21 protein-coding genes and 2 pseudogenes are annotated in these 25,455 nt (G+C 72.2%); 12 read left to right on the top strand and 11 right to left on the bottom strand.

Translation table 11 applies throughout. The features are described 5' to 3' along the window. Positions 1-82 precede the first annotated feature (82 nt). Complete coding sequence (locus ACFU3E_RS04465) at positions 83-2,104, bottom strand: beta-galactosidase (RefSeq protein WP_384151867.1); 2,022 nt, start codon at positions 2,102-2,104, stop codon at positions 83-85. Positions 2,105-2,288: 184 nt separating this feature from the next. Between ACFU3E_RS04465 and ACFU3E_RS04460 the strand changes: the two genes are divergently transcribed. The 5 genes from ACFU3E_RS04460 to ACFU3E_RS04440 all read left to right on the top strand — a co-directional run bounded on the left by ACFU3E_RS04460 (position 2,289) and on the right by ACFU3E_RS04440 (position 7,003). Then, on the top strand, positions 2,289-3,608 hold the full coding sequence (locus ACFU3E_RS04460) for an ABC transporter substrate-binding protein (RefSeq protein WP_384151864.1): 1,320 nt from the start codon (positions 2,289-2,291) through the stop codon (positions 3,606-3,608). Continuing rightward, positions 3,605-4,582: a carbohydrate ABC transporter permease gene (locus ACFU3E_RS04455; RefSeq protein WP_384151861.1), complete on the top strand. Its 978-nt coding sequence runs from the start codon at positions 3,605-3,607 to the stop codon at positions 4,580-4,582. The genes ACFU3E_RS04460 and ACFU3E_RS04455 overlap by 4 nt, the downstream gene beginning before the upstream one ends. Then, complete coding sequence (locus ACFU3E_RS04450) at positions 4,579-5,487, top strand: carbohydrate ABC transporter permease (protein ID WP_384151857.1); 909 nt, start codon at positions 4,579-4,581, stop codon at positions 5,485-5,487. The genes ACFU3E_RS04455 and ACFU3E_RS04450 overlap by 4 nt, the downstream gene beginning before the upstream one ends. Continuing rightward, on the top strand, positions 5,484-6,515 hold the full coding sequence (locus tag ACFU3E_RS04445) for a LacI family DNA-binding transcriptional regulator (RefSeq protein WP_384151854.1): 1,032 nt from the start codon (positions 5,484-5,486) through the stop codon (positions 6,513-6,515). The genes ACFU3E_RS04450 and ACFU3E_RS04445 overlap by 4 nt, the downstream gene beginning before the upstream one ends. Before the next feature lie 98 nt (positions 6,516-6,613). Beyond that, a complete protein-coding gene (locus tag ACFU3E_RS04440) occupies positions 6,614-7,003 on the top strand; it encodes a MarR family winged helix-turn-helix transcriptional regulator (RefSeq protein WP_384151851.1) in 390 nt (129 codons plus the stop codon). Positions 7,004-7,034: 31 nt separating this feature from the next. On the opposite strand, the gene ACFU3E_RS04435 is transcribed toward ACFU3E_RS04440, so the two are convergent. Continuing rightward, positions 7,035-7,436, bottom strand: coding sequence for an SseB family protein (locus ACFU3E_RS04435; RefSeq protein WP_384151848.1), 402 nt, complete (start codon positions 7,434-7,436; stop codon positions 7,035-7,037). Between the two features lie 225 nt (positions 7,437-7,661). Between ACFU3E_RS04435 and ACFU3E_RS04430 the strand changes: the two are divergent. Further along, a pseudogene (locus ACFU3E_RS04430) lies at positions 7,662-7,904 on the top strand (substrate-binding domain-containing protein); the annotation flags it as partial. Positions 7,905-7,995: 91 nt separating this feature from the next. Here ACFU3E_RS04430 and ACFU3E_RS04425 read toward each other — a convergent pair. The 4 genes from ACFU3E_RS04425 to ACFU3E_RS04410 form a co-directional block, all read right to left on the bottom strand. After that, positions 7,996-9,963: a heavy metal translocating P-type ATPase gene (locus tag ACFU3E_RS04425; protein WP_384151844.1), complete on the bottom strand. Its 1,968-nt coding sequence runs from the start codon at positions 9,961-9,963 to the stop codon at positions 7,996-7,998. 108 nt (positions 9,964-10,071) lie between these two features. After that, entirely contained in the window at positions 10,072-11,511 is a 1,440-nt protein-coding gene (locus ACFU3E_RS04420) for an NAD-dependent succinate-semialdehyde dehydrogenase (RefSeq protein ID WP_384151841.1), read from the bottom strand. Beyond that, a complete protein-coding gene (locus tag ACFU3E_RS04415; protein WP_384151838.1) occupies positions 11,508-14,375 on the bottom strand; it encodes an FAD-binding and (Fe-S)-binding domain-containing protein in 2,868 nt (955 codons plus the stop codon). Before ACFU3E_RS04415 ends, ACFU3E_RS04420 begins: the two co-directional genes overlap by 4 nt. Next, positions 14,372-15,640, bottom strand: a complete 1,269-nt coding sequence (locus tag ACFU3E_RS04410; protein WP_384151835.1) for an aspartate aminotransferase family protein — start codon at positions 15,638-15,640, stop codon at positions 14,372-14,374. Before ACFU3E_RS04410 ends, ACFU3E_RS04415 begins: the two co-directional genes overlap by 4 nt. Positions 15,641-15,867: 227 nt before the next feature. Between ACFU3E_RS04410 and ACFU3E_RS04405 the strand changes: the two genes are divergently transcribed. The 4 genes from ACFU3E_RS04405 to ACFU3E_RS04390 are packed head-to-tail and all read left to right on the top strand — an operon-like array spanning position 15,868 to position 19,959. Beyond that, complete coding sequence (locus ACFU3E_RS04405; protein WP_384151832.1) at positions 15,868-17,526, top strand: PucR family transcriptional regulator; 1,659 nt, start codon at positions 15,868-15,870, stop codon at positions 17,524-17,526. Between the two features lie 56 nt (positions 17,527-17,582). Next, the gene (locus ACFU3E_RS04400) at positions 17,583-18,194 is read left to right on the top strand and encodes an RNA polymerase sigma factor (protein ID WP_384151829.1); all 612 of its coding nucleotides are present in this window, start codon (positions 17,583-17,585) and stop codon (positions 18,192-18,194) included. Next, entirely contained in the window at positions 18,191-18,718 is a 528-nt protein-coding gene (locus tag ACFU3E_RS04395) for a hypothetical protein (protein WP_384152266.1), read from the top strand. Before ACFU3E_RS04400 ends, ACFU3E_RS04395 begins: the two co-directional genes overlap by 4 nt. After that, positions 18,715-19,959 carry an acyltransferase family protein gene (locus tag ACFU3E_RS04390; RefSeq protein WP_384151826.1) on the top strand — a complete coding sequence of 415 codons (1,245 nt, stop codon included), beginning with the start codon at positions 18,715-18,717 and terminating at the stop codon, positions 19,957-19,959. The genes ACFU3E_RS04395 and ACFU3E_RS04390 overlap by 4 nt, the downstream gene beginning before the upstream one ends. Here the strand turns inward: ACFU3E_RS04390 and paaE are convergent. The 5 genes from paaE to paaA are packed head-to-tail and all read right to left on the bottom strand — an operon-like array spanning position 19,896 to position 23,634. Further along, positions 19,896-21,011 carry a 1,2-phenylacetyl-CoA epoxidase subunit PaaE gene (gene paaE / locus ACFU3E_RS04385; RefSeq protein WP_384151823.1) on the bottom strand — a complete coding sequence of 372 codons (1,116 nt, stop codon included), beginning with the start codon at positions 21,009-21,011 and terminating at the stop codon, positions 19,896-19,898. The two genes, ACFU3E_RS04390 and paaE, sit on opposite strands and share 64 nt — an antisense overlap. Next, the gene (gene paaD, locus ACFU3E_RS04380) at positions 21,011-21,526 is read right to left on the bottom strand and encodes a 1,2-phenylacetyl-CoA epoxidase subunit PaaD (RefSeq protein WP_384151820.1); all 516 of its coding nucleotides are present in this window, start codon (positions 21,524-21,526) and stop codon (positions 21,011-21,013) included. Before paaD ends, paaE begins: the two co-directional genes overlap by 1 nt. Then, complete coding sequence (gene paaC, locus ACFU3E_RS04375; protein WP_384151817.1) at positions 21,520-22,347, bottom strand: 1,2-phenylacetyl-CoA epoxidase subunit PaaC; 828 nt, start codon at positions 22,345-22,347, stop codon at positions 21,520-21,522. Before paaC ends, paaD begins: the two co-directional genes overlap by 7 nt. A 10-nt stretch (positions 22,348-22,357) precedes the next feature. Beyond that, entirely contained in the window at positions 22,358-22,651 is a 294-nt protein-coding gene (paaB, locus tag ACFU3E_RS04370) for a 1,2-phenylacetyl-CoA epoxidase subunit PaaB (RefSeq protein WP_384151814.1), read from the bottom strand. Then, on the bottom strand, positions 22,648-23,634 hold the full coding sequence (paaA, locus tag ACFU3E_RS04365; RefSeq protein WP_384151811.1) for a 1,2-phenylacetyl-CoA epoxidase subunit PaaA: 987 nt from the start codon (positions 23,632-23,634) through the stop codon (positions 22,648-22,650). Before paaA ends, paaB begins: the two co-directional genes overlap by 4 nt. Before the next feature lie 226 nt (positions 23,635-23,860). Between paaA and ACFU3E_RS04360 the strand changes: the two are divergent. Together ACFU3E_RS04360 and paaK are read left to right on the top strand one after the other, a co-directional pair. Beyond that, positions 23,861-24,085: pseudogene (locus tag ACFU3E_RS04360) on the top strand (phenylacetic acid degradation protein PaaD); the annotation flags it as partial. After that, positions 24,086-25,441: a phenylacetate--CoA ligase PaaK gene (gene paaK / locus ACFU3E_RS04355; RefSeq protein ID WP_384151808.1), complete on the top strand. Its 1,356-nt coding sequence runs from the start codon at positions 24,086-24,088 to the stop codon at positions 25,439-25,441. The last annotated feature ends 14 nt before the right edge of the window (positions 25,442-25,455 follow it).

Genomic DNA, 25,455 nt, shown 5'->3' with positions numbered 1-25,455 from the left:
GTTGGGGAGTGCCTCTCACCGGGAGGCAGGTGAGGGTCCCTCCGCCCGCGGCTCGTGGCCCGCGCGGGCGGAGGGAGTCGGTTCAGCCGTCGAGCCGGACGACCCGGACGGCTCCGGCCGGGACCGCCAGGCGGCCGGCGGCGCGGTCGCCGGTCAGCAGCTCGGTTCCGGGGGTCGCCAGGGGCACCTTGGCGTCCGAGCCGGTGTGGTTGACGGCGAAGAGGTAGGTGCCCGACGCCCCGGTGCGACGGACCACTTCGACGTCCCGGGGCAGGTCGGCGCGCGGGGCGAGCCCCGCGTCCTCGCCCGCCCGGCCGAGCAGTGTGTCGAGGCCGTCGGCGCCGAGCCGGGTGGAGACGTACCAGGCGGTGCCCTCGCCGAGGCGGTGCCGGGTGACGGCGGGCAGACCGGCGGTGAGGCCGTCGGCGTAGGTCAGGACGGTCTCGGCGCCGCGCGGCACCACGAACTCCGTCCACACGTCGGCGGACAGCTCGGTTCCGTCCGGGCCGGTGACGCGCACCCGTTCGCCGGGCAACAGCGGGGAGAACTCCTCGACCGTGAGGCCGAGGACGTCCCGCAGGGGCCCGGGGTAGGCGCCCTCGTGGACGGCGTCGTGCTCGTCGACGATGCCGGAGAAGTACGAGACGACCAGCGTGCCGCCGTTCTCGACGTACGCCTTCAGGTTGCGCCCGGCCGCCTCGGTCAGCAGGTACAGGGCCGGTACGACGACAAGGGGATACCTCGACAAGTCGGCTTCCGGGTGGGCGAAGTCGACGGTGAGGTGGCGGTCGTAGAGGGCCTCGTAGAATGCGTCGGCGCGCTCGCGGGCCTCGTGGTCGACGCTGGGGCGCCAGTCGAGGTTCTGCGCCCACCAGGAGTGCCAGTCCCACAGCACGGCCACGTCGGCCTCGGTCCGGGTGCCGCGGATCTCGCTCAACGCCCGGACGGAAGCGCCCAGTTCGACGACCTCGCGCCACACACGGGTGTCGGTGCCGCCGTGCGGGACCATCGCCGAGTGGAACTTCTCGGCGCCGCGCCGGGACTGGCGCCACTGGAAGAACATCGCGCCCTCGGAACCGCGCGCCACGTGGGCGAGGGAGTTGCGGGCCATTTGGCCCGGCGCCTTCGCCGGGTTGCGGGGCTGCCAGTTGACGCCCGAGGTGGAGTGCTCCAGCAGCAGCCAGGGGGCGCCGCCCGCGACGGACCGGGTGAGGTCGGCGGCCATCGCCAGGTTGACGTGGGTGCGGCGGCCGTCGGTGATCAGGTAGTGATCGTTGGTGACGAGGTCCGCCTCGCGGCCCCAGGCCCAGTAGTCGACGGAGTCGCACTGGCTCAGCGCCGTCATGAAGTTGGTGGTGACCGGGACACCCGGCGAGAGGCGGTGCAGGATGTCCCGCTCCATACAGAAGTTCTCGCGCATGGTGGCGTCGGCGAACCGCTTGTAGTCCAGCGCCTGGCTGGGGTTGACGGCCGCGGGGGTGAGCCGGGGCGGGTTGATGTCCTCGAGGCCGGCGTAGCGCTGGCCCCAGAAGGCCGTGCCCCAGGCCTCGTTGACCCCCTCGACCGTGCCGTACGTGGTCGCCAGCCAGCGGCGGAAGTGGGCCGCGCAGGAGTCGCAGTAGCAGGCGGAGACGGGGACGCCGTACTCGTTGTGGACGTGCCACATCGCCAGCGCGGGGTGGTCGCCGTAGCGCTCGGCGAGGCGGGTGGTGATGGACGCGGCGGCCGCGCGGTAGTCGGCGTTGCTGTGACAGACGGCCGCGCGGGAGCCGAACTCGTAGCGCACGCCCTCGGCGGTCACGGGCAGTGCGTCGGGGTGGGCCCGGTAGAACCAGACGGGCGGCACGACGGTGGGGGTGCCGAGGTCGACGCGGATGCCGTGCTCGTGCAGCAGGTCCAAAAGCCGGTCCAGCCAGCCGAAGTCGTAACGGCCGGGTGCGGGCTCCAGCAGCGCCCAGGCGAAGATCCCGACGCTCACCATGGTGACGCCGGCCTCCCGCATCAGCCGGACGTCCTCCTGCCAGACGCTTTCCGGCCACTGCTCGGGGTTGTAGTCCCCACCGAAGGCGAGCCTGGTGAGGCCCCTGGGGGTGGTCTCCGGCATGGATGATCTCCCGGTCGATCGATCAATTGGGAACGTTCACACACAGCGAGGCCGTGCGGAGGCCAACATAACCGCACAGCAACAACCATTGACAAGTGTCCGGGATGTTTCTCTACTGTGAACGCTCACAGAAGCATGGCAGGTCCTCGCAACAGGCGAGGACCCCAGGTCAGGGGAGAGATCCATGCCGCACACGAAGCGCCGCCGCCTCGTGCGAACCGCCGTCGCCATCACCCTCGGCGCCACCACCCTCGCCGCCTGCGGAGCCGACTCCGCGGACAGTGAGACCGAGTCGGGCCCGGCCTCACTGACGTACTGGACCTGGACGCCCGGCATGGACAAGGTCGTGGACCTGTGGAACAAGGGACCGGGCAAGAAGGACCAGATCACCGTCACGGTGAAGAAGCAGGCGTCGGGTGACACGCTGGTCACCAAGATCCTCACCGCGCACAAGGCGGGCAAGGCGCCCGACCTGGTGCAGGCCGAGTACCAGGCACTGCCCACGCTGGTCAGCAACGACGTGCTCGCGGACATAGCCGGGAACGTCGAAAAGACGAAGGACGATTTCGCCGACGGCGTCTGGCAGCAGACCACGCTCGGCACCGACGCCGTCTACGCGGTGCCGCAGGACATCGGGCCGATGATGTTCTACTACCGCGAGGACCTGTTCGAGGAATACGGCCTGACGGTGCCGACGACCTGGGACGAGTTCGCCGAGACCGCCCGCAGGCTGAAGAAGGCGGCGCCCGGCAAGGACCTGACCACCTTCTCCGCCAACGACTCCGGCCTCTTCGCGGGCCTCGCCCAGCAGGCCGGCGCGCAGTGGTGGACGACCTCCGGCGACCGGTGGAAGGTCTCCATCAACGATCCGGCGACGCAGAAGGTCGCGAAGTTCTGGGGCGGCCTGGTGAAGGAGGGTGCCATCGACAACCAGCCGATGTACACCCCCGCTTGGAACAAGGCGCTCAACACCGGCAAGCAGATCGCCTGGGTCAGCGCCGTGTGGGCGCCGGGCACGCTGACCACCGCCGCGCCCGACACCGAGGGCAAGTGGGCCATGGCCCCGCTCCCCCAGTGGTCCGCGAGCGAGAACCGCACCGGCAGCTGGGGCGGCTCCTCCACCGCCGTCACCACCGACTCCAAGCACCAGGGGGCCGCCGCGAAGTTCGCCACCTGGCTGAACACCGACCGCGAGGCCCTGAACGCGCTGGCGAAGGAGAGCGGCATCTACCCGGCCGCCACCAACGCCCAGACCAGCGGCGCCTTCCTCAAGCCGCCCGCCTACTTCTCGAACCAGGCCGACTTCTACACCAAGGCCGCCGACATCGCGGAGACCACGGCACCGTCCGCCTGGGGCCCGAACGTGAACGTCGCCTACACCACCTTCAAGGACGCCTTCGGCGCCGCGGCGAAGAGCAAGTCGGACTTCGGCGCCGCGCTGGACACGATGCAGGCCGACACCGTCGCCGACATGAAGAAGCAGGGCTTCGAGGTCGCGGAGTGAAGAGCACGGCACGCCGGCGGTCGTACGAGGTCGAGGGGGCCCCGTACGACCACCCGTCTCCCACCACCACCCTCGAACGAGCGCGCAGCGCCCCGTATGTCTTCCTCCTCCCAGCAGCGCTCCTCTTCGTTCTGTTCTTCGCCCTGCCCATCGGCTACGCGCTCTGGCTCAGCCTCCGCAAGGTGCAGGTCTCCGGTCTCGGCCTCGGCTCCGGCGCCCGCAGAGAGGTCTGGGCCGGCCTGGAGAACTACACCGACGCCCTCTCCGACAGCGAGCTGCTGCACGGCGCCCTGCGCGTACTGGGCTACGGCTGCATCGTCGTCCCCGTGATGCTCGGCCTGGCCCTGCTGTTCGCGCTGATGCTCGACTCCGACAAGGTGCGGCTCGCGCCCTTCACCCGGCTCGCGATCTTCCTGCCGTACGCCATCCCCGGTGTGGTGGCGGCGCTGCTGTGGGGCTTTCTGTACCTGCCGGACGTCAGCCCCTTCTTCTTCGTGCTCGACAGGCTGGGGCTGCCGCAGCCGGACCTGCTGGACGGCGGGCCGCTGTATCTGGCGCTGTCGAACATCGCGGTGTGGGGCGGCACCGGCTTCAACATGATCGTCATCTACACCTCGCTCCAGTCGATCCCGGGGGAGGTGTACGAGGCGGCGAAGCTGGACGGCGCCACGCCACTGCAGATCGCGCTGCGGATCAAGATCCCGATGGTGGCGCCCTCGCTGGTGCTGACCTTCTTCTTCTCCATCATCGCGACGCTCCAGGTGTTCAGCGAGCCGACCACCCTCAAGCCGCTCACCAACTCCGTTTCCACGACGTGGAGTCCGCTGATGAAGGTGCACCGGGACGCGTTCGGTGAGGGCGACATCCACGGGGCGTCCGCGCAGGCCGTGATCATCGCCTTCGCCACGCTGCTGCTGTCCTTCGGCTTCCTGCGGGCCGCGAACCGTCGTCAGAAGCAGGAGGCCGCTCGATGAGCTCCGTTGCCGTCCCCCAGGCCGAGCCGGTGGCGGGCAGCGCGCCCGGAACCGCCCAGGGCCGCCCGCCGCTGCGCCGCCGGATCGCCCTGATCCCCACGGTCACCCTGCTCCTGGGTGCGGTCTACTGTCTGCTGCCGGTGGCCTGGGTGGTCATCGCCGCGACCAAGTCGGGCCGTGAGCTGTTCTCCACGTTCACGTTCCTGCCCGGCACGGGTTTCGCCGACAACTTCCAGGACCTGAGCGCCTACCGCGACGGCGTGTACTGGCAGTGGATGGGCAACTCCGCCCTGTACGCCGTCCTCGGTGCCCTGCTGTCGACGTGCGTCTCGGCGTTCAGCGGCTACGCGCTCGCGACGTACCGCTTCCGCGGCCGCGAGACGATCTTCAACGTGCTGCTCGCGGGTGTGCTGATGCCGCCGGTGATCCTGGCCGTCCCGCAGTACCTGCTGCTGGCCGAGGCCGACCTCACGGACTCCTACCTGTCCGTCCTGCTGCCGCAGATCCTCTCGCCGTACGGCGTCTACCTCGCGCGGATCTACGCCGCCGCCGCGGTGCCCGCCGACGTGGTCGAGGCCGGGCGGATGGACGGGGCGAGCGAGTGGCGGGTCTTCACCCGGATCGCGCTGCCGATGATGATCCCCGGGATGGTGACGGTGTTCCTGTTCCAGTTCGTGGCGATCTGGAACAACTTCCTGCTCCCGTACATCATGCTCAGCGACGACGAGAAGTTCCCGATCACGCTCGGCCTGTTCACGTTGCTGGAGCAGGGCGCCAACACCCCCGCGCTGTACACCCTGGTGATCACGGGCGCGTTCCTCGCGGTGCTCCCGCTGGTCGCCCTCTTCCTGGTCATCCAGCGGTTCTGGAGTCTGGATCTGCTCTCCGGAGCCGTAAAGTCATGACCATGAACGCTGCGGGAGGCAGGCGCAGGCCGCCCACGATCCACGACGTGGCGCGCGAGGCGGGGGTCTCGCGCGGCACCGTCTCACGCGTCCTCAACGGCGGCCACTACGTCAGTCCGGCCGCCCAGGAGGCGGTCAACGCGGCCATCCGCAGGACCGGTTACGTGGTCAACCGGCACGCCCGCTCCCTGATCACCGGGCGGTCCGACTCGATCGGTTTCCTGCTCACGGAGCCGCAGGAGCGGTTCTTCGAGGACCCCAACTTCAACGTCCTGCTGCGCGGCTGCACCCAGGCGCTCGCCGCACACGACATCCCGCTGCTGCTGATGCTGGCGGGCACGGAGGACGAACGGCGGCGCATCACGCGGTACATCACCGCCGGGCACGTCGACGGGGTGCTGCTGGTCTCCAGCCACTCCGGTGATCCCGTCGCCGAGCGGCTGCGCGAGGCGGGGGTGCCGCTCGTCGCGTGCGGGAAGCCGATCGGGGTGGCTTCCAAGGTGAGTTACGTGGCCGCCGACGACCGTGACGGGGCCCGCGACATGGTGCGCCACCTTCTGTCGCTCGGGCGGCGCAGGGTGGGCACGGTGACCGGTCCGCTGGACACACCCGGCGGTGTCGAGCGCCTCGCCGGCTACCGGGAGGTGCTCGCGGAGGCGGGCCTGGAGGTCGACGAGCGGCTGGTCGTCTCCGGCGACTACAGCCGGGCGAGCGGCGAGGCGGGCGCCGAGCGGCTGCTGGCGCAGGCCCCGGACATCGACGCGGTGTTCGTGGCTTCCGACCTCATGGCGCAGGGCGCGCTCGCGGCCCTGCAGCGGGCCGGGCGGCGGGTGCCTGAGGACGTGGCGGTGGGTGGCTTCGACGACTCACCGGCCGCCGTGGCTTCCAGCCCCGAGCTGACGACCATCCGGCAGCCCTGGGACCGCATCAGCAACGAGATGGTGCGGGTGCTGCTCGCGCAGATCGGCGGCGAGGATCCGGCGGCGGTGATCCTGCCGACGGAGCTGGTGAAACGGGAGTCGACGTAGGGCCTGTCGCAGGGCACCGAACCGGCCGTGGAGCCGGGGCCGCGAGCCCGTACTCCATGCACGGTCATTGAAGCCTGCACCGGTGTTACCGTTCCCTTATGGCGGTGAAAACGGCTGGTGGGCAGCTCGAGGAGCGGTGGCGGGACATCCTGTCGGCGCACGCGCGCACGATGTGCGAGATCGACCGGGCGCTGCATCCGCACGGGCTCGGCGCCTCCGACTTCGAGGTCCTGGACATGCTCGCGACCGCGGCGCCCGACGAGGGCGGGCAGTGCCGGGTGCAGAACCTCGTGGGGCGGGTCCATCTCAGCCAGAGCGCGCTGTCCCGGCTGATCGCCCGGTTGGAGAAGGACGGGCTGGTGACACGGTCCGCGTGCGCGGAGGACCGGCGGGGCGTGTGGGTCTCCCTGACGCCCAAGGGCCGTGACCTGCACGCCGAGGCGCTGCCGCTGCAGCGGGCGGCCCTGTCCCGGACACTGGGCGGCTGAGCCGCCCGGCGTCCGGACCGGGTCGGTCGCCTCACTGGCGGGCCAGCAGGGTGCGGACTCCCTCCGAGGTCAGCGTCAGGCGGTGCTCCGAGCTGCCGTCGATGGTGAGCGACAGGTCGTCGGCCGGCCACTGCGCGGCGAGGGCGCCGAGGGGCACCAGGCGGTAGCGGGAGACGAACGGCAGCAGCCCGGCCATCTCCACCTCGGAGGTGAACACGGGCACCACCGGTTCGCCGCCCGGCTGCTCCAGGACCGGCAGGGCCACCGCCGAGGGGTTGGCGGCATCGGAGTCGTTGGCGTCGTCGGGCACGGGGATGAGCACGTCGCTGTTGGCGAGCGCGTCCAGAGCCGCCGTGTCCTCGGTGTTCTCGGTGAGGACGTCCAGAGCCCGCTGGGCGGGCGTGGGCGTGGGGTCGTTTGCGGGTGTCTCCATGGCAGATTCCCTGGTAGCGGCGGTCGTGCGGCCTGCCCGGGGCATGATTCGCCCCGGGAACGGTCCTGCTCGCGTACCCGAACGGGAACGGGGCAATCCTGGTGAACCTTCGGGGTTCGTGGGAGCGCGGAGGAGATCCTGTGGTGGCAGCCGACGCTCCGGGCCGCCGGTGCCGTCGTTCCGGACCTCCTCGTCGGGGACTGGAGCGCCGACTCCGGCTACGCCATGGGCCGCCTGCCGGCCCGGCGTCGGGAGGTGACGGCGGTGTTCGCCTCCAACGACCGGATGGCGCTCGGCCTGCTGCACGCCCTGCACGGGTCCGGGCGGTCCGTCCCCGGGGAGGTCGGCCTCGTCGGCTACGACGACATCCCCGAGGCCGCGCATGCGCCGCCGACCACCGTCCGCACCGGCTTCGCGGAGATCGGCACCCGTTCGCTGCGGCTCCGCCTCGACCGGATCGGCGGCCCGGGCGAGCGGCCCCGGGTCGACACCCTCGTGCCCGTGGATCTGGTGGTGCGGGCCAGCAGCGCTCCCCCGCCTGTGCGCCGAGGGGCGTGCGTCAGCCGTTTCCCGCGGCGGCGGCCCGCTGCCAGGCCCCCTCCCGCAGCAGCCGCAGCCCGTTCAGGCCGACCAGGACCGTGGAGCCCTCGTGGCCCGCGACGCCCAGCGGCAGCGGCAGGTCACCGGCCAGGTCCCAGGCGACCAGTCCGGCGATGAACACCCCGGCGATCACGAGGTTCTGCACGACCAGCCTGCGGGCGCGGCGGGACAGGGCGACGGTGGCGGGTACCGCGGCGAGTTCGTCGCGCACGATGACGGCGTCGGCGGTCTCCAGGGCCAGGTCGGAGCCGGCCCGGCCCATGGCGATCCCGGTGTGCGCGGCGGCCAGGGCGGGCGCGTCGTTGACGCCGTCCCCGACGACCAGCACCTTGCGGCCCGCGCTCTCCATCTCCCGGACGGCGGTCAGCTTCTCCTGCGGCAGTAGCCCGGCGCGTACGTCGTCGATGCCGGCCTCGGCGGCGAGGTGTGCGGCGGCCCGGGGGTTGTCGCCGGTGAGCAGCACCGGGGCGCTGCCGGTGAGCCGGGCGAGGGAGGCGACCGTGGCGGTGGCGTCCGGGCGCAGCCGGTCGGCGATGCCCAGCAGTCCGGCGGGGGTGCCGTCGACGACGACCAGGACGGCGGTACGCCCGGACTCCTCCAGTTCCACGACCGCGCCGACCGCGTCGTCCAGCAGCCGGACCGGTGCGCCGACCGCGACCGTACGGCCGCCGACGACGGCGGTGACTCCCACGCCGGGAGCGGAGGCGAAGTCCTTGGCAGGGGGCAGATCGAGGCCGCGCTCGCGGGCCGCGGCCACCACCGCCCGGGCCAGCGGATGCTCACTGGGCCGCTCGGCGGCTGCCGCCAGCGTCAGCAACTCGCCCTCGTCCAGGCCGGAACCGGGCAGCGGCCGGACGTCGGTGACCCGCGGGCTCCCCTCCGTGAGCGTGCCGGTCTTGTCCAGGGCGACCGCGTCCACCTGGCCGAGCCGTTCCATCACCACGGCCGACTTCACGAGGACGCCGTGCCGTCCGGCGTTGGCGATGGCCGACAGCAGCGGCGGCATGGTGGCCAGCACGACGGCGCACGGGGAGGCCACGATCATGAACGTCATGGCACGCAGCAGCGCGTCGGTGAGCTGCGCGCCGAAGGCGAGCGGCACCAGGAACACGGCCAGTGTGGCGGCCACCATGCCCAGCGAGTAGCGCTGTTCGACCTTCTCGATGAACAGCTGCGTGGGCGCCTTGGTCTCGGACGCCTCCTGCACCATGCGGACGATCCGGGCGATCACCGAGTCGGACGCGTCGCGCTCGACCCGGATCCGCAGCGCGCCGGTGCCGTTGAGGGTGCCCGCGAAGACCTCGTCGCCCCGCTCCTTCGGCACGGGCAGCGGCTCGCCGGTGATGGTCGCCTGGTCCACCTCGCTCGCCCCGTCGAGCACCCGGCCGTCGGCACCGACGCGCTCCCCGGGGCGTACGAGGACGGTGTCGCCGACCGTCAGCTCCTCGACGGAGACGGCCTGTTCACCACCGTCGGGGTCCAGCCGGGTGGCCGTGGCGGGGGCCAGGTCGAGCAGGCCGCGGACGGAGTCGGCGGTGCGGGCCGTGGCCAGGGCCTCCAGCGCGCCCGAGGTGGCGAAGATGACGATGAGCAGGGCGCCGTCCATGACCTGCCCGATGGAGGCCGCGCCGAGGGCGGCGACGACCATCAGCAGGTCGACGTCGAGGGTGCGGTCCTTCAGCGCCTTGAGCCCTTCCCAGCCGGGCTCCCATCCGCCGGTGACGTACGACAGCGCGTACAGGGGGCCCCACGTCCAGACGGGCGCGCCGGTCAGCTGCAGGGTCAGGGCGAGCAGGAAGGAGGCGGTGGCCACCGCGGCCCAGCGCACCTCGGGGAGCGCCAGGACACGGGTACGCCGCCGGGGCGCGGTCCCGGGACGCTCGGGCTGTGTCCGTTCGACCGGCTGCGGCGTGAGGGTGGAGGTCATCAGGGGTCCTTCTGGCGGGGGCGCGTCGGCACCCCTCACCATACAGGAACACATGAAGACCAATTCATATCTTCATGCGGCCTCCTTGTCGCGGCACAGGTCCCGGCCTCATCGCACGGGTACGGCCACGTACTGGTACTCCAGGAACTCGTCGATACCCACCCGGCCGCCCTCGCGCCCCAGTCCGGACTGCTTGACCCCGCCGAAGGGAGCCGCCGGGTTCGAGACGAGACCGGTGTTCAGCCCGACCATGCCCACCTCCAGGCCCTCACTGACGCGCAGGCCGCGGCCCAGTCCCTGGGTGAAGACGTAGCCGACGAGGCCCCAGGGCGTGTCGTTGGCGCGGCGCAGGACCTCGTCCTCGTCGTCGAAGGTGAGGATCGCCGCGACCGGGCCGAAGATCTCCGTGTCCATCAGACGGCTGCCGGGGTCGACGCCGGCCAGCACGGTCGGCGGGTAGAAGAAGCCGGGCCCTTCCGGCGTGCGGCCTCCGACGAGCACCTGGGCGCCGCGCTCCACCGCCTCGGCGACCAGCTCCTCCACCTTGGCGCGTCCGGTGCTGTCGATCAGCGGGCCGACGTCGACGCCGTTGCGGGTGCCGGGGCCCACCACCAGGGCGCCCATCCGCTCGGCGAGCCGCCGGCCGAACTCGTCCGCCACCGACCGGTGCACGAAGAAGCGGTTCGCCGCCGTGCAGGCCTCGCCCATGTTCCGCATCTTGGCGACCATCGCCCCGTCCACGGCCGTGTCCAGATCGGCGTCGTCGAAGACGATGAACGGCGCGTTCCCGCCCAGCTCCATCGAGGTGCGGACGACGGTGTCGGCGCACTGCGCGAGGAGCAGCCGGCCGACGGCGGTGGAGCCGGTGAAGGACAGCTTGCGGATCCGGCCGCCGCGCAGCAGCGGCTCGCACACCTCGCCGGCGCGGGAGGTGGTGACGACGTTCAGCACACCGTCCGGCAGGCCCGCCTCTGTGAGGATCCCGGCCAGCGCGAGGCTGGACAGGGGAGTCTGCGGGGCGGGCTTGAGGATCATCGTGCAGCCCGCCGCGATCGCGGGGCCGATCTTGCGGGTGCCCATGGCCAGCGGGAAGTTCCACGGCGTGATCAGCAGGCAGGGGCCGACCGGGCGGCGGGAGAGCAGCATGCGGTTGCGGCCGTCGGGCAGGGTGCCGCAGCCGCCGTCGATACGGACGGCCTCCTCGGAGAACCAGCGGAAGAACTCCGCGGCGTACGCCACCTCTCCCCTGGCCTCGGTCAGCGGCTTGCCCATCTCGGACGTCATCAGGTGGGCGAGCTCGTCGGTGCGCTCCAGGATGAGCTCGTAGGCGCGGCGCAGGATCTCGCTGCGTGCCCGGGGTGCGGTGCGGGCCCAGTCCTGCTGGGCCTGGACGGCCGCCTCCTCGGCGAGCCGGGCGTCCTTCGGGCCGGCGTCGGCGACGTGGCAGAGGAGCTCGCCGGTGGCGGGGTCGTCGACGGGCATGGTGGCACCGTCCGCGGCGTCCACCCAGGCACCGCCGATGAACAGCTGAGTCAGGACCTCGGTCATGTCGTCTCTCCTGGTTGATCGGCGGCGGGGTCGAGGAGTTCGGCGAGGTGCAGGGCGCGGACGTCCCGGTCACCGGCGAGGTGGTCGATCTGGGTGGCGCAGCTGAAGCCGTCGGCGATGACGGGTCGTCCGTCGAGTGCGTCGAGGCGCGGTGTGAGGGCGAGATCGGCGACGGCGATGGAGGTGTCGTGGTGCTGGGCTTCGAAGCCGAAGTTGCCGGCGAGTCCGCAGCAGCCCTCGGCCTCGTCGACCGTGCGCACGCCCAGGCGGCGCAGCAGGTCGGCGGGGCGGCGGCCCTTGAAGGTGGCGTACTCGTGGCAGTGGGTCTGCAGTACGACGTTCTCGGGCAGCGGCGGCGGGGTCCAGCCCTGGTCGGCCAGGTCGGTCAGTGCCCCGGTGAACGTGTGGACGCGGGCGGCGACGCGCCGGGCGGCCTCGGTGCCGAGGAGTTCGGGCACATCGCGCTTGAGGGCGGCGGCGCAACTGGGTTCGGCCACGATGACGGGCCGGTCGTCACCGGAGTCCAGGGCGGCGACCGTGCGGGCCATGACTCTGCGGGCCGTGGCCAGCTGGCCGGTGCTGACCCAGGTCAGTCCACAGCACAGGCCGTCCTGCGGTGTGCAGGGGATTCCGGCGTCGGCGAGCACGCGGCCGGCCGCTCCCGCGATCCGGGGCCGGAAGGCGCGGGTGAAGCTGTCGACGAAGAGGACCGCCTTCGCCGGACCTGAGGGCTCCGCCGCGCGCAGGGTCCTGCGCAGGGTGCGCCGGGAGGCGAATGCCGGGATCCGGCGTCTGGTCGTCACCCCGCCCAGGAGCGCGAGGAGCTTGCCGAGAGGTCCGCGCAGCAGTGCGTTGAGGGGGCGGGCGGCGTATCCGGCCAGGGCCGAGGTCAGGGGGAGCCAGCCGAGCGAGTAGTGGGAGCGGGGGCGAAGCCTGCCCTTGTAGTGCTGGTGGAGGAACTCGGCCTTGTAGGTGGCCATGTCGACACCGACCGGGCAGTCGCTGGAGCAGGCCTTGCAGGACAGGCACAGGTCCAGCGCGTCGCGGACCTCGGTGGAGCGCCAGCCGTCGGTGACGGTCTCGCCGCGCACCATGTCCTGGAGCATGCGGGCCCGGCCGCGCGTGGAGTCGTTCTCCTCACCCGTGGCCCGATAGCTCGGACACATGACACCGCCGGAGTCGCTGCGGCAGCGGCCGACACCGACGCAGCGGCGCACCGCTCCCGCGAAACCGTCCTCGTCGTGCGGGAAGCCGAACGACGTCTCCACCAGCGGCAGTGCGCGCAACGCGAGGTCGGCGTCGAGCGGGGCAGGGTCGACGATGACACCGGGGTTGAGGAGCCCGTCGGGGTCGAACACCTTCTTGAACGCGGCGAACGCGGCGATCATGCGGTGGCTGTACATCACCTCCAGCAGCTCGCTGCGGGCACGTCCGTCACCGTGCTCACCCGACAGCGTGCCGCCGTGCTCGGCCACCAGGGCGGCGGCCTCGGTGAGGAAGCGGCGCATCACGGCCCGGCCGTTGCCGGTGGCCATGTCGAAGTCGATCCGCACATGAACACAACCGGCGCCGAAGTGCCCGTACAGCACACCGGTCAGCTCGTGGGCGGCGAGCAGCTTGCGGAAGTCACGCAGGTAGGCAGCCAGGTTCTCGGGGGCGACGGCCGCATCCTCCCAGCCCGGCCAGGACTCCCCGCCGTCCACCAGCCGAGCCGCCAGTCCGGCCCCGTCCTCACGCACCCGCCACAGCGAGCGCCGTTCCGCCGGGCTCTCGACCACCCGGCCACCGGTGAGCCGGCCCCGCGCCTTGAGCGTGTCGAGCAGCTCGGCGGCCCGGGCGTACACCTCGGCCTGGTCGTCGCCTTCGAGTTCGACGTACAGCCAAGCCCGCCCTTCCGGCAGGCCGGTCACGGAGCCGGGCCCGCGACGGGCCCGCATGGTGGCGACGATCGCCTCGTCCATGCCCTCCACGGCGCTGGGTGAGAAGCGCAGGATCTGCGGCACGTCCTCGGCCGCCTCGACGACATCCTCGTAGCCGAGCGTGAGCAGTGCGGATGCCTGTGCGGTCGCCACCAGGCGGACCGTCGCGGCGGTGACGACCGCACAGGTGCCCTCGGAGCCCACCAGAGCGCGGGCCGTGTCGAACCCGTTCTCCGGCAGCAGGTGGTGCAGTTGATAGCCCGAGACCTGGCGCGGGATGCGCCCCAGCTCGGTCCGGATCGCCGCCAGGTTCTCATCGACCAGCCGCTTGAGGCCGGATTCGAGCCGGGCGACCGGCCCTGCGTCACCCGGGTCCACCGGATGCAGTCCGCTGTGATCGGCCACGGCCCGCACGCCGTCGGCTGTCACGATCTCCAGCGCCTCGACATGCCCGCTGGTCCGCCCGTCACGCACCGACCGGTTCCCGCACGCGTCATTGCCGATCATGCCGCCGAGGGTGCAGCGGCTGTGCGACGACGGGTCCGGACCGAAGTCCAGCCCGTGCAGCGCGGTCGCACTGCGCAGCGCGTCCAGGACGACACCCGCCTCGACCCGCGCCGTACGCGCCTCGACGTCGATGTCCAGGATCCGGTTCATGTACCGGGAGAAGTCCAGCACCACACCCGGCCCGACGGCGTTGCCCGCCATGCTCGTGCCGCCGCCCCGGGCCGTGATCGGCACCCCCGCCTCACGGCAGGCCCGCAGCACGCCGACCACATCCTCGGCGGAACGGGGGAAGGCCACCGCCCGCGGCGGCACACGGTAGTTGGAGGCGTCGTAGGCGTAGGGGCCAGTGGCCCCCGGGCCGGTCTCCACCCGCAGACCGGGCGCGAGCTCGGCGATACGGGCCGTGAGACCCGCCAGGTCGCGGGTGGCGGTGGTCATCGGCCCGACGCTCCCGAGGTTCCGGCCTCGACGGCGTTCGTCCAGGCCTGGAGACCCTCGTCGACGCCCGTCTCGTCGATCACGAGCGCCGGGATCATGCGGACGACCTGGTTCCAGGCGCCGCACAGCAGCAGGAGCAGGCCCTCGTCGATGGCGGCGCGCTGGACGCGGGCGGCCGTCTCCGGGTCGGGGCTGCCGTCCTCGGTGACGAACTCGGTGGCGAGCATGAGGCCGAGGCCGCGGACGTCGCCGATGCCCGGGGTCCGGTCGGCGACGGCTTCCAGGCCCTGGCGGAGCCGCTTGCCCATCGCCTCGGCGTTCTCCACGAGCTTCTCGTCGCGTACGACGTCCAGCGTCGCGCAGGCGGCGGCGCAGGCGACGGCGTTGGCGCCGTATGTGCCGCCCTGCGAGCCGGGCCATGCCTTGGTCATCAGTTCCTCGGAGGCGGCGATGCCGGAGAGGGGGAAGCCGCTGGCCAGGCCCTTGGCGGTGACGAGGATGTCGGGGGTGACGCCGAAGTGGTCGTGGCCCCAGAAGCGGCCGGTGCGGCCGACGCCGGTCTGCACCTCGTCGAGGATCAGGAGGAAGCCGTGCCGGTCCGCCCGCTCGCGCAGGCCTTCCAGGAAGGCGCGGTTGGCGGGGACGTAGCCACCCTCGCCGAGGACCGGCTCGACGATGATCGCGGCCGTGTCGGCGGGCGACGAGATCGTCTGGAGGGTGTAGTCGAGCTCCTGCAGGGCGAAGCGGGTGGCGGTCTCCTCGTCCCAGCCGTACCGGAAGGCCGTCGGGAACGGGGTGACGACCACGCCGCTCATCAGCGGCGAGAACCCGGACCGGAAGCGGATGCCGGAGGTGGTCATGGAGGCGGCGGCGACCGTACGGCCGTGGAAGCCGCCGTGGCAGACGATGACGTTCGGCCGGCCGGTCGCCTGGCGGGCCAGCCGCAGTGCCGACTCGACGGCCTCGCTGCCGGAGTTGGTGAAGAACAGGCTGTCCAGGCCGGCCGGCAGCACCTCGCCCAGCTTGTCGACGAGGCGGCGCAGCGGCTGGTGCATCACGGTCGTGTACTGGCCGTGGATCAGCGTGCCCACCTGCTCCTGCGCCGCCGCCACGACCTCGGGGTGGCAGTGCCCGGTGCTGGTGACGCCGATACCGGCGGTGAAGTCGAGGTAGCGGCGGCCGTCCTCACCGTAGAGGTGGACGCCCTCGCCCCGGGCCGCCACGACGGGCGTGGCCTGGCGAAGGTGCGGCGACAGTGCGGTCATGGTGTCTCCCGGCCGTACGACGAGGTGTGGTTGCTTGGCTCAGCTCCGGTGTCCGAGCATCCAAGCCGCGGCGACCGCCGACAACGCGTGATCTGTCCGGCCGGAACCCGTTGTTCGGACGTTGTGTCAACCGCCGGACCCCCCAGGCACCCCCTGTCCCACCCGTGGACAGCTCTTGCGCAGGTCAGCCCCGCTTGTCAGAGTGACCGGGCACGCAGGGAGGCACCGTGAACCAGCACCCCCCGACGGCCGGCCGTGATGCGGCCCCGGCCGGTCGCGCACCCACCCTCGCCGACGTCCTCGCCCTGCCGGTGCTGGCCGCCGGACAGCCCCAGGTCGTCACGGGGCTGTCCGAGCTGGACCGGCCGGTGCGCTGGGTGCACATCACCGAACTGACGGACCCGGCCTCCTTCCTCAAGGGCGGCGAGTTGGTCCTGACCACGGGCATGCCCCTGCCCGAGGACGCCGCGGGGGTCCGGCGGTACGTCGACGAACTGACCGAGGTGGGGGCGGCCGCCCTGGTCATCGAACTCGTACGGCGCTACCACCGGCCGCCCGACACCCTCGTGCAGGCCTGCCGGGCCCGGGGCCTCCCCCTGGTCACCCTCGCCCGGGACGTCAATTTCCTGGAGGTCACGCAGGTCGTGCACGCGCTGATCCTCGGCAACCAGGCCGACGCGATGCGGCGTACCCAGCGGATCCACGAGGCGTTCACGGCCCTGACGTTGCGCGGGGCGGGACCGGAGGACGTGGTGCGCGCGGCGGCGGAGATGAGCGGCCGGACGGTCGTGCTGGAGAACCTGGTGCACCAGGCGCTGATCTGCGAGCCCTCGGGGAGCACGGTGGAGGAGGCGCTCGGGGACTGGGAGCGGCGCTCCCGGGCGGCCGAGCCCGGCGACCGCACCGAGGTGGGCGGCCCGGAGAACTGGCTCACCGCGCCCGTCTCCTACCAGGGCGAACGCTGGGGGCGTCTGGCGATGCTGCCCGCCGACGGGCCGGCCTTCGGTCCCGAGCACGTGACCGTCCTGGAGCGGACGGCGATGGCCCTGACCGTGGCCCGGCTCATCCACTCCACGCCGTGGGAGCACACGGCCCACCGCAACGCCCTGCGGGAGCTGGCGGAGCAGCGCCACCACTCCGCCGAGGACGTCCGCGCCCGCTGCGCCGCGCTGGGCCTGCCCACGGAGGCCGGTGTCTTCCTGGCGATCCTCGTGGATCCGGGGCCCGGCGGGGAGGACGCGGAACCGGAGGCCCGGCTGCACCGGGAGCTGAGGTCGGCCGGGGTCCCGGCCCTGGTCGGCGAGCTGTCCCCCGGCCGCGTCGGCGTCCTGCTGGCCCTGCGCCCTGCCCAGCCCTGGCGGCCCGTGGCCGAACGGCTGAGCCGCACCGCGCTGACGCTGGCCCCGGAGGCGATCGTCGGCGTCGGTTCGGAGGTGGCGGACCTCGCCGACACCGCGCGCTCCTTCCGGGAGGCGGCCCGGGTCATAGAGGCCACCCCGCCCGGCCAGGCCCTGCCCGCGGGCCGTTCCTTCCACGAGCTGCCGGACATCGACCTGCGCCGGCTGCTGTACGCGCTGCGCGAGGACACCCGGATCCAGGACTACACGGAACGGCGGCTGAGCCGGCTCGTCGACCACGACACCCGGCACGGCACCGACCTGCTGGCGACCCTGGGCCACTTCCTCGACGCCGCCGGCAACAAGACGACGGCGGCCCGCCGCGGCGGCCTGTCCAGGGAGACCATGTACCAGCGCCTGCGCACCATCGAGCGTCTCCTCGGCACCGACCTCGAATCCGGCGACCGCCGTACCGAACTGCACGTGGCACTCACGGTGTTGCGGGTTCTGCGCGCCGGCCAGGGCAGGGAGGACCGGCCTCTCGTGTAACGCTTTCCGCGCCCCGTTCCAAGAACGAGTGCAAGGCACCTGTCGACGAGAAGGGGATGTTCGTGGACGACGCGGAACGGTTACGGGGTGGGCCCGCTGCGGCGGTCGGTGACCCGCGGCACTTCGAGGAGTTCTACCGGCGCCATGTCGACGCGGTGCTGCGCTTCGTGGCCCGGCGGGTGGACGACCCGCACACGGCGGCCGACCTGACGGCCGAGATCTTCCTCGCCGTCCTCGACTCGGCCGGCACCTACCGCCCGCACCTCGGCAGCGAGACGGCGTGGCTGTACGGCATCGCGCGCAACGTCGTGTCGTCGGAGCGCCGCCGGATCGCCCGGGAGACCGAACGCGACCGGCGCATCCGCGGGCGGCGGCTGCTGGAACCCGACGACATCGTGCGCATCGAGGACAAGCTCGACGCGGAGAGCCCCGGGCGGCGCGTCCTGGCCGCGCTGGCGAGGCTCCCGGAGGGCGAGCGGGCCGTCATGGAACTGGTCGCGGTCGACCAACTCACGGTCACCGAGGCCGCGGCCGCCCTGGGCATCCGCCAGGTCACGGCCCGGGTCCGGCTGCACCGGGCGCGCAAGGCGCTGCGCGAGGAGACGGACTGCCGGACCGCACAGACGGCGGAGGCATCGCTGGTGTACGTCGCGAGGGGGGAAGCATGAGCACGAGGACGACGTTCGAGGACCGGCTGCTGGGTGAGCTGAAGAAGGAGATCGAGCTGCGCGGGGCCGGGTCCCGAGCGGACACCGGCACGACGACGGCTCCGGTGCGCCGCCGGTTCGCCCCGGTCCGCATCGCCATGGTGGCGGCCTGCGCGGCGGCGCTGGCCGCCACGGTGGTGGTGCCCGGCTCGCCCGCCGACCCCAGCGCGTTCGCGGTGGCACGCCACAGCGACGGCAGTGTCGAACTCACCGTCAGCACACAGGGCTTCGGCATCGACGACCAGCTGGAACTCGCGGAACGCGTGCGCCCGTGGGGCATCCGGGTGGACGTGCTCGCTCCCGGGGACGTGTGCAGTTCGTGGGAGATCCCCCAGTCCATGGTCCTCACCGCCGAGGGCGACCCCATCCGTGCCTGGCCCGTCACCCTGCGCCGGGGCAGCACGCTGGTGATCGAGAACTCCTGGGGCGAGCCGGTTCCCAGGGACGAGATCGAGCACTACGAGGTCAAGCCCTGCACACGGTGAGCGGGCGGCTGGGCCGGCTCGACGCGCTGCGCGGACTCGCGGCACTCGTCGTGGTGTTCGACCACTCGTCGCACGCCTTCATGCCGGAATTGCGTGGGGAGCTGATGCCGCAGTTCAACACCAGTCGCTACGGCATCATGGTGTTCTTCCTGGTGAGCGGTTACATCATCCCGGCGTCGCTGGAACGCGGGGGCTGTGTCCGGGCGTTCTGGATCGGGCGGGCCTTCCGGATCTACCCGCTGTGGGCGGCTGTCGTAGCGGTGCTCCTCGTCATCGACTTTCTCGGTCTCGCCGAGGTACGGGGCTTCGACGGGCAGAGCGTGGTCGCCGTGGCCGTCGCACACGCCGTCATGCTCCAGGAGTTGCTGGGGACACCGAATCTGCTGCTCGTCCTGTGGACGCTGTCGTACGAGATGTGCTTCTACCTGCTGGTCGTCGCGCTCTTCACGGTGCGGCAGCATCAGCGGTCCGCGGCGGTCGCCGTCGTCTTCGCCGTGCTCGCGGCGGTGAGCGTCACGGCAGGAGCCGGGCTGCCGGTCTCCGCCCTGTCGGGTGCGGTCGGCTCCGGCCCGCTGATCGCGTGCGCGTCGATCGGCATGGGGGGCGCCCTCTGCTGTGCGAGCGCCGGGTCACCCGGACTGCGGGTGTTCGGCGGTGTGCTGGGCGGAGCCCTGGCGCTCGTCCTGGTGGTGTTCAACGGCACGGTCCCCCTGTGGGAGGGCCTGGTGATCCTCGCCGTGATGTTCCTCGGCACGGCCGTCCACCGTGCCGAACACGGCCTGATCACCTGGCGGTGTGCGGCGGGCACCGCCGTCCTGGTGGTCGGGGGTGCCGTGGGCAGTGCCTACCGGTACGGCGACGGCCACCACTTCACCCGGCAGGGCTGGATCGTGGCCTTCCTGCTGGCCGTGCTCACCTTCGCGGCCGCGTCGGCGTCGCGCCACCGCCGCATACCGGCGCCGCTGACCGGTCTCGGCACGATCAGCTACTCGGTCTATCTGGTGCATCCGGTGCTGCTGGCGGCGATCGACGGCACCGTGGGCCGACGGCGGCAGGACAGCCTCGTGCACGAAGTGGCGTTCCTCGCCGTGCTGTTGCCCCTGTGCGTGCTGACCCACCGGTACGTCGAAGCGCCCGCCCAGGCCTGGGGCCGGAGGCTGGCGCACCACCCGGGGGATCAGGTGTCGAAGTCCACCGTCAGCTCCTCGGACACCGGGAAGGACTGGCAGGTGAGGACGTAGCCGGCGTCGACCTCGGACGGTTCGAGGGCGAAGTTGCGGCGCATGTCCGCCTTGCCGTCGGTGACCAGGGCACGGCAGGTGCCGCAGACACCGCCCTTGCAGGCGAACGGCAGGTCGGGGCGGGTCTGCTGGGCGCCTTCGAGGAGGGTGCGGTCGCGGGGCAGGGGGGATGTGGTGGAGCGGCCGTCGAGGGTGACGGTGACCTGGCTGACCGGGCCGGTGGGGCCGGTCTCGGCGTGGTGGACCTCGCGGACGGGCTCGTCGTCGGCGTAGAAGAGCTCCTGGTGGACGCGGTCGGCGGGTACGCCCAGGCCGGTGAGGACCTGTTCGGCGGCGCGGACCATGCCGTGCGGGCCGCACAGCCACCAGTGGCCGGCGGACTCCACGTCGACCAGGGCGTCGACGAGGGCGGAGAGCCGCTCGGCGTCGAGGCGGCCGGAGAGCACTTCGGCCTCGCGGGGCTCGCGGGACAGGACGTGGGCGAGCTGGAACCGCGCGGGGTAGAGGTCCTTCAGGTCGGCGAGTTCGTCGGCGAACATCACCGTGCCGGTGCGGCGGTTGCCGTAGAGGAGGGTCACACGGGAACGGGGGTCGGCGGCCAGGACGGACTCGGCGATGGAGACCATGGGGGTGATGCCGGAGCCGGCGGCGATCAGGACGTGGTGGCCGTGGGTGGTGAGGTCGGGCGTGAAGGCACCGGTGGGCGCCATCACCTCGACGGCGTCGCCGGGACGCACGTCGTGCACCAGCCAGGAGGAGAACAGGCCGCCCGGCACCACCCGGACGCCGATGCGCGGTGCCGTGCCGGCGGGGGCGCAGATCGAGTAGGAGCGGCGCTCGTCCCGGCCGTCGATGTCGCGGCGCAGGGTGAGCGACTGTCCGGGCGCGAAGGTGAACTCCTCGGCCAGCTCGGCCGGGATGTCGAAGCTCACGGCTGCCGCGTCCTCGCACAGCGGCTGCACGGCGGCGACCCGCAGGGGGTGGAAGACCGGACGTCGGCGGGCACGCGGGCGTACCGCCGGGGCGGGGGCCGGCTCCATCAGGTCCTCCATCAGATCTCCTTGACGTACTCGAACGGCTCGCGGCAGGCGAGGCAGCGCCACAGGGACTTGCAGGACGTGGCGCCGAAGCGGGAGGTCTCCTCGGTGTCGGGGTGACCGCAGCGGGGGCAGGGCACCGAGCGGCGGGCCGGCGACAGCACGAGCGGGACCGGGCCGGTGGCGCGCGCGGGCGCGGCGCCGGGCGGGGCGATGCCGTGCTCGGCGAGCTTGCGGCGGCCGGCCGCGGTGATCCAGTCGCTGCTCCAGGGCGGGTCGAGGACCGTGCGGATCTCCACGCGCGCGTACCCGGCGTCCCGCAGCCGGGCTGCCACGCCTGCGCGCATCTCCGCCATCGCCGGGCAGCCCGAGTAGGTGGGTGTCAGGCTCGCGACCACCGTGCCGTCCGGGGCCAGGGTCACCTCGCGCAGCACTCCGAGGTCGGCCAGGGTGAGCATGGGCAGTTCGGGGTCGGGGACCTGCTCGGCGATGTGCCGGGCCCGCCGCGCGTCCAGGGCCGTCGTCACCATGTCGCCTCCGGGTGGGCACGGGCCACGCCCTGCAACTCGGCCAGCAGCGGGGCGAGATGCCCGGTGTGCTCCCCGCTGCGGCCCGAGCCGGGCAGCGGCCGGTAGACGGGCATGGGCAGCCCGGCCGCCTCGGTGACCTGGCGCAGCACGGCGACGACCTCGTCGCGTACGTCGAACGCCGTGAACAGCTCACCCAGGTACGGCGCCACCTGCTCCTGCGCCCTGCGGATCCGGCGGTGCGATTCCTCGGTGCCGTCGCCGAGGCGCACGGCCCACTCGGCCGCGTACTGGCGGTGGTACGCCAGTTCCTTGACGCCCTTCGCGGCGATCGCCGCGAGCACCGGGTCGCGGTGGGCCGTGAGCCGCTCGAAGTGCGCGAGGCGCCAGCTGGCGAACACCAGCAGCCGCACGATGGAGAACGCGAAGTCTCCGTTGGGCAGTTCGGTCAGGCGTACGTTGCGGAAGTCGCCGGCGTCGCGGAAGTAGGCGAAGGCGTCCTCGTCGCGGCCGGTGCCGTCGGCCTGGCCGGCGCGGGAGTAGAGCAGGCGGGCCTGACCGAGCAGGTCGAGCCCGATGTTGGCCAGCGCGACCTCCTCCTCCAGCTCGGGGGCGCGCGTGGTCCACTCGGCGAGCCGCTGGGCGCAGACCAGGGCGTCGTCGGCCAGGGTGACGCAGAGGGCGGCCAGTTCACCGGCGTCCACGTCGTCGGGCACGGTGGTGTCGACGCCGTGCAGGGGGTCCTCGAAGCCGGTGCCGTAGGCCCAGCGGGTGTCGTCCTCGTGTCCCTCGGCGAGGGTCATGTAGACGTGGTCGTCGCTCATGCCCTCTCCTTCAGATGTGCGGGACGTCGCCGGGGATGTCGTAGAAGGTCGGGTGCCGGTAGACCTTGTCGGCGCTGGGCTCGAAGAACGGGTCCTTCTCGTCGCGGGTGGAGGCGGCGATGTGCTCCGAGCGCACGACCCAGATCGAGACGCCCTCGTTGCGCCGGGTGTACAGGTCGCGGGCGTGGGTGAGGGCCATGCGGTCGTCGGCGGCGTGCAGTGATCCCACGTGGACGTGGTTCAGGCCGCGCTTGCCGCGTACGAACACCTCGTACAGCGGCCAGTCCTGCTTGCCGGCGGTCATGCCACCGCTCCCTTCCGCTCGCGGGCCGCCTGCTTGGCGGCGTGGGCGGTGGCCGCCTCGCGCACCCAGGTGCCCTCCTCGTGGGCCGTGCGGCGCCGTGCCATCCGCTGGTCGTTGCACGGGCCGTGGCCCTTGATGACCCGCATCAGCTCGTCCCAGTCGGGCGTGCCGAAGTCGTGGTGACCCCGCTCCTCGTTCCAGCGCAGCTCCGGGTCCGGGAGCGTCACGCCGAGCTTCTCGGCCTGCGGGACGGTCATGTCGACGAAGCGCTGCCGCAGTTCGTCGTTGCTGTGCCGCTTGATCTTCCAGGCCATGGACTGCGCGGAGTTGGGCGAGGCGTCGTCGGGCGGGCCGAACATCATCAGCGACGGCCACCACCAGCGGTCCACCGCGTCCTGCACCATCTCGCGCTGGGCGGCGGTGCCGCGCATCATCGTCATCAGCAGCTCGTAGCCCTGCCGCTGGTGGAACGACTCCTCCTTGCAGATCCGCACCATCGCGCGCGCGTACGGCCCGTAGGACGAGCGGCACAGCGGCACCTGGTTGCAGATCGCGGCGCCGTCCACGAACCAGCCGATCACCCCGACGTCCGCGAAGCTCGGCGTCGGGTAGTTGAAGATCGACGAGTACTTCTGGCGGCCCTCGATCAGCCGCCCGGTCAGATCGGCGCGGTCGGCGCCCAGGGTTTCCGCCGCCGAGTACAGGTAGAGCCCGTGCCCGGCCTCGTCCTGGACCTTGGCGAACAGAATGGCCTTGCGGCGCAGCGACGGGGCACGGGTGATCCACTCGCCCTCGGGCTGCATGCCGATGATCTCCGAGTGCGCGTGCTGCGCGATCTGGCGGATCAGTGTCTTCCGGTAGCCCTCCGGCATCCAGTCGCGCGGCTCGATCCGCTGGTCCCGCGCGATCGTCGCGTCGAAGTGCTGCTGGAGAACCGGCTCGGCGCCGTCCGTCCCCGCGGGGCTGGAGCGTGTCGTATCCATCCGTCCCACTTCCCAACCGACCATTCGTTCGGTCCATCGTAGGACAAGGCGGCGCGCCTTGGTAAGACCCCCTGGGCAAGTCCGGGACCCTTGACAGCGATCGAGGCGGCTGATTATTTGGCAACGCCGAGGATAACCGAATGTTCGGTCGGTTTCTGAGGTGGTGCGAGACGTGACCCCTGCCGCCGACGCGACGCCGACCGCTGAGGCGATGCTCGCCGGCAGCGCCTGCGCCGCCGGCCACGGCCCGGTGACCGTCGCGGCGGGCGCCGGCCTCACCTGCGTGGCCCCGGCGTACCAGGGCGACGAGCTCGTGGCGCGGGCCGGGGAACGCACCCGGTACGGGCGCAGCGGCCTCTACGACGTGAGTGTCCGGCGGGGCGGCGAGATGATCGCGGAGTTCCGGGGCCGCAGCCGGAGCACCAGGAGCACGAGGCCGGAGGAGTCCTGAATGACCAGCGAGACGACGGCACCCCGGGCGCCGGAACCGGCGGGGCAGCGGCGCGGCGAGCCCCTCCCCCACGACCTGCTCGACGACGGGGAGCGCCTGACGCGCGAGCAACTGCGGGAGCTCCAGCTCGACCGGCTGCGCCGGAGCCTGCGGCACGCCTACGAGAACGTGGCCGCGTACCGCGACAAGTTCGACGCGGCCGGCGTCTCCCCGGACGACTGCCGCTCACTCGGGGACCTGGCCCGCTTCCCCTTCACCACGAAGGCCGATCTCAGGGACACGTACCCGTTCGGCATGTTCGCCGTCCCCATGGACCAGGTGCGGCGCGTGCACGCCTCCAGCGGCACCACCGGCCGCCCCACGGTGGTCGGCTACACGGAGAACGACCTGTCGATGTGGGCGGACCTCGTCGCCCGCTCGATCCGCGCCGCCGGGGGCCGCCCGGGCCACAAGGTGCACATCTCCTACGGGTACGGCCTCTTCACCGGCGGTCTCGGCGCGCACTACGGCGCGGAGCGCGCCGGCTGTCTGGTGATCCCTGCCTCCGGGGGCATGACCGCGCGCCAGGTGCAGCTCATCCAGGACTTCCGGCCCGAGATCATCATGGTCACCCCGTCCTACATGCTCACCCTGCTCGACGAGTTCGAGCGCCAGGGCATCGACATGCGCGGAAGCGGCCTGCGGGTCGGCATCTTCGGTGCCGAGCCGTGGACGGAGGAGATGCGCCGCGAGATCGAGGAGCGGACGGACATCCACGCCGTCGACATATACGGCCTGTCCGAGGTGATCGGTCCCGGGGTCGCCCAGGAGTGCGTGGAGACCAAGGACGGGCTGCACGTGTGGGAGGACCACTTCTACCCCGAGGTCGTCGACCCGGTCACGGGTGAGGTGCTGCCCGAGGGCGAGGAGGGCGAGCTGGTCTTCACGTCCCTGACCAAGGAGGCCCTGCCGGTCGTCCGCTACCGCACCCGCGACCTGACGCGGCTGCTGCCCGGCACGGCCCGGCCCGCGTTCCGCCGCATCCAGAAGATCACCGGCCGTTGCGACGACATGATCATCCTGCGCGGGGTGAATGTCTTCCCCAACCAGATCGAGGAGATCGTGCTGCGCACGCCCGGCGTCGCCCCCCACTTCCAGATCCAGCTGACCCGGCGCGGCCGCCTGGACCACATGACCGTGCGCGTCGAGACCCGTCCCGGCTCCGGCCCCGAGCAACGCGAAGCCGCGGCCGGGACCATCGCCCGGGCCGTCAAGGACGGCATCGGCATCACCGCCGACGTCACGATCGTCGAACCGGAGACGCTGGAACGCTCCCTCGGCAAACTCCGCCGGGTCAAGGACCTGCGTGAGGCGTGACCCGGCCGGCCGCG

It is taken from the genome of Streptomyces sp. NPDC057424, assembly GCF_042803315.1.
Classification (GTDB): domain Bacteria; phylum Actinomycetota; class Actinomycetes; order Streptomycetales; family Streptomycetaceae; genus Streptomyces.
Note: the sequence above shows the minus strand (reverse complement) of the source record. Positions and strands in the feature narration are given on the sequence as shown.

Excerpts from the sequence above, each read along its gene's own strand:
- ACFU3E_RS04465 (WP_384151867.1), bottom strand. The coding sequence starts at position 2,104 with ATGCCGGAGACCACCCCCAGGGGCCTCACCAGGCTCGCCTTCGGTGGG.
- ACFU3E_RS04460 (WP_384151864.1), top strand. The coding sequence starts at position 2,289 with ATGCCGCACACGAAGCGCCGCCGCCTCGTGCGAACCGCCGTCGCCATC.
- ACFU3E_RS04450 (WP_384151857.1), top strand. The coding sequence starts at position 4,579 with ATGAGCTCCGTTGCCGTCCCCCAGGCCGAGCCGGTGGCGGGCAGCGCG.
- ACFU3E_RS04445 (WP_384151854.1), top strand. The coding sequence starts at position 5,484 with ATGACCATGAACGCTGCGGGAGGCAGGCGCAGGCCGCCCACGATCCAC.
- ACFU3E_RS04440 (WP_384151851.1), top strand. The coding sequence starts at position 6,614 with ATGGCGGTGAAAACGGCTGGTGGGCAGCTCGAGGAGCGGTGGCGGGAC.
- ACFU3E_RS04435 (WP_384151848.1), bottom strand. The coding sequence starts at position 7,436 with ATGGAGACACCCGCAAACGACCCCACGCCCACGCCCGCCCAGCGGGCT.
- ACFU3E_RS04425 (WP_384151844.1), bottom strand. The coding sequence starts at position 9,963 with ATGACCTCCACCCTCACGCCGCAGCCGGTCGAACGGACACAGCCCGAG.
- ACFU3E_RS04420 (WP_384151841.1), bottom strand. The coding sequence starts at position 11,511 with ATGACCGAGGTCCTGACTCAGCTGTTCATCGGCGGTGCCTGGGTGGAC.
- ACFU3E_RS04415 (WP_384151838.1), bottom strand. The coding sequence starts at position 14,375 with ATGACCACCGCCACCCGCGACCTGGCGGGTCTCACGGCCCGTATCGCC.
- ACFU3E_RS04410 (WP_384151835.1), bottom strand. The coding sequence starts at position 15,640 with ATGACCGCACTGTCGCCGCACCTTCGCCAGGCCACGCCCGTCGTGGCG.
- ACFU3E_RS04400 (WP_384151829.1), top strand. The coding sequence starts at position 17,583 with ATGTTCGTGGACGACGCGGAACGGTTACGGGGTGGGCCCGCTGCGGCG.
- ACFU3E_RS04395 (WP_384152266.1), top strand. The coding sequence starts at position 18,191 with ATGAGCACGAGGACGACGTTCGAGGACCGGCTGCTGGGTGAGCTGAAG.
- paaE (WP_384151823.1), bottom strand. The coding sequence starts at position 21,011 with ATGGAGGACCTGATGGAGCCGGCCCCCGCCCCGGCGGTACGCCCGCGT.
- paaD (WP_384151820.1), bottom strand. The coding sequence starts at position 21,526 with ATGGTGACGACGGCCCTGGACGCGCGGCGGGCCCGGCACATCGCCGAG.
- paaC (WP_384151817.1), bottom strand. The coding sequence starts at position 22,347 with ATGAGCGACGACCACGTCTACATGACCCTCGCCGAGGGACACGAGGAC.
- paaB (WP_384151814.1), bottom strand. The coding sequence starts at position 22,651 with ATGACCGCCGGCAAGCAGGACTGGCCGCTGTACGAGGTGTTCGTACGC.
- paaA (WP_384151811.1), bottom strand. The coding sequence starts at position 23,634 with ATGGATACGACACGCTCCAGCCCCGCGGGGACGGACGGCGCCGAGCCG.
- paaK (WP_384151808.1), top strand. The coding sequence starts at position 24,086 with ATGACCAGCGAGACGACGGCACCCCGGGCGCCGGAACCGGCGGGGCAG.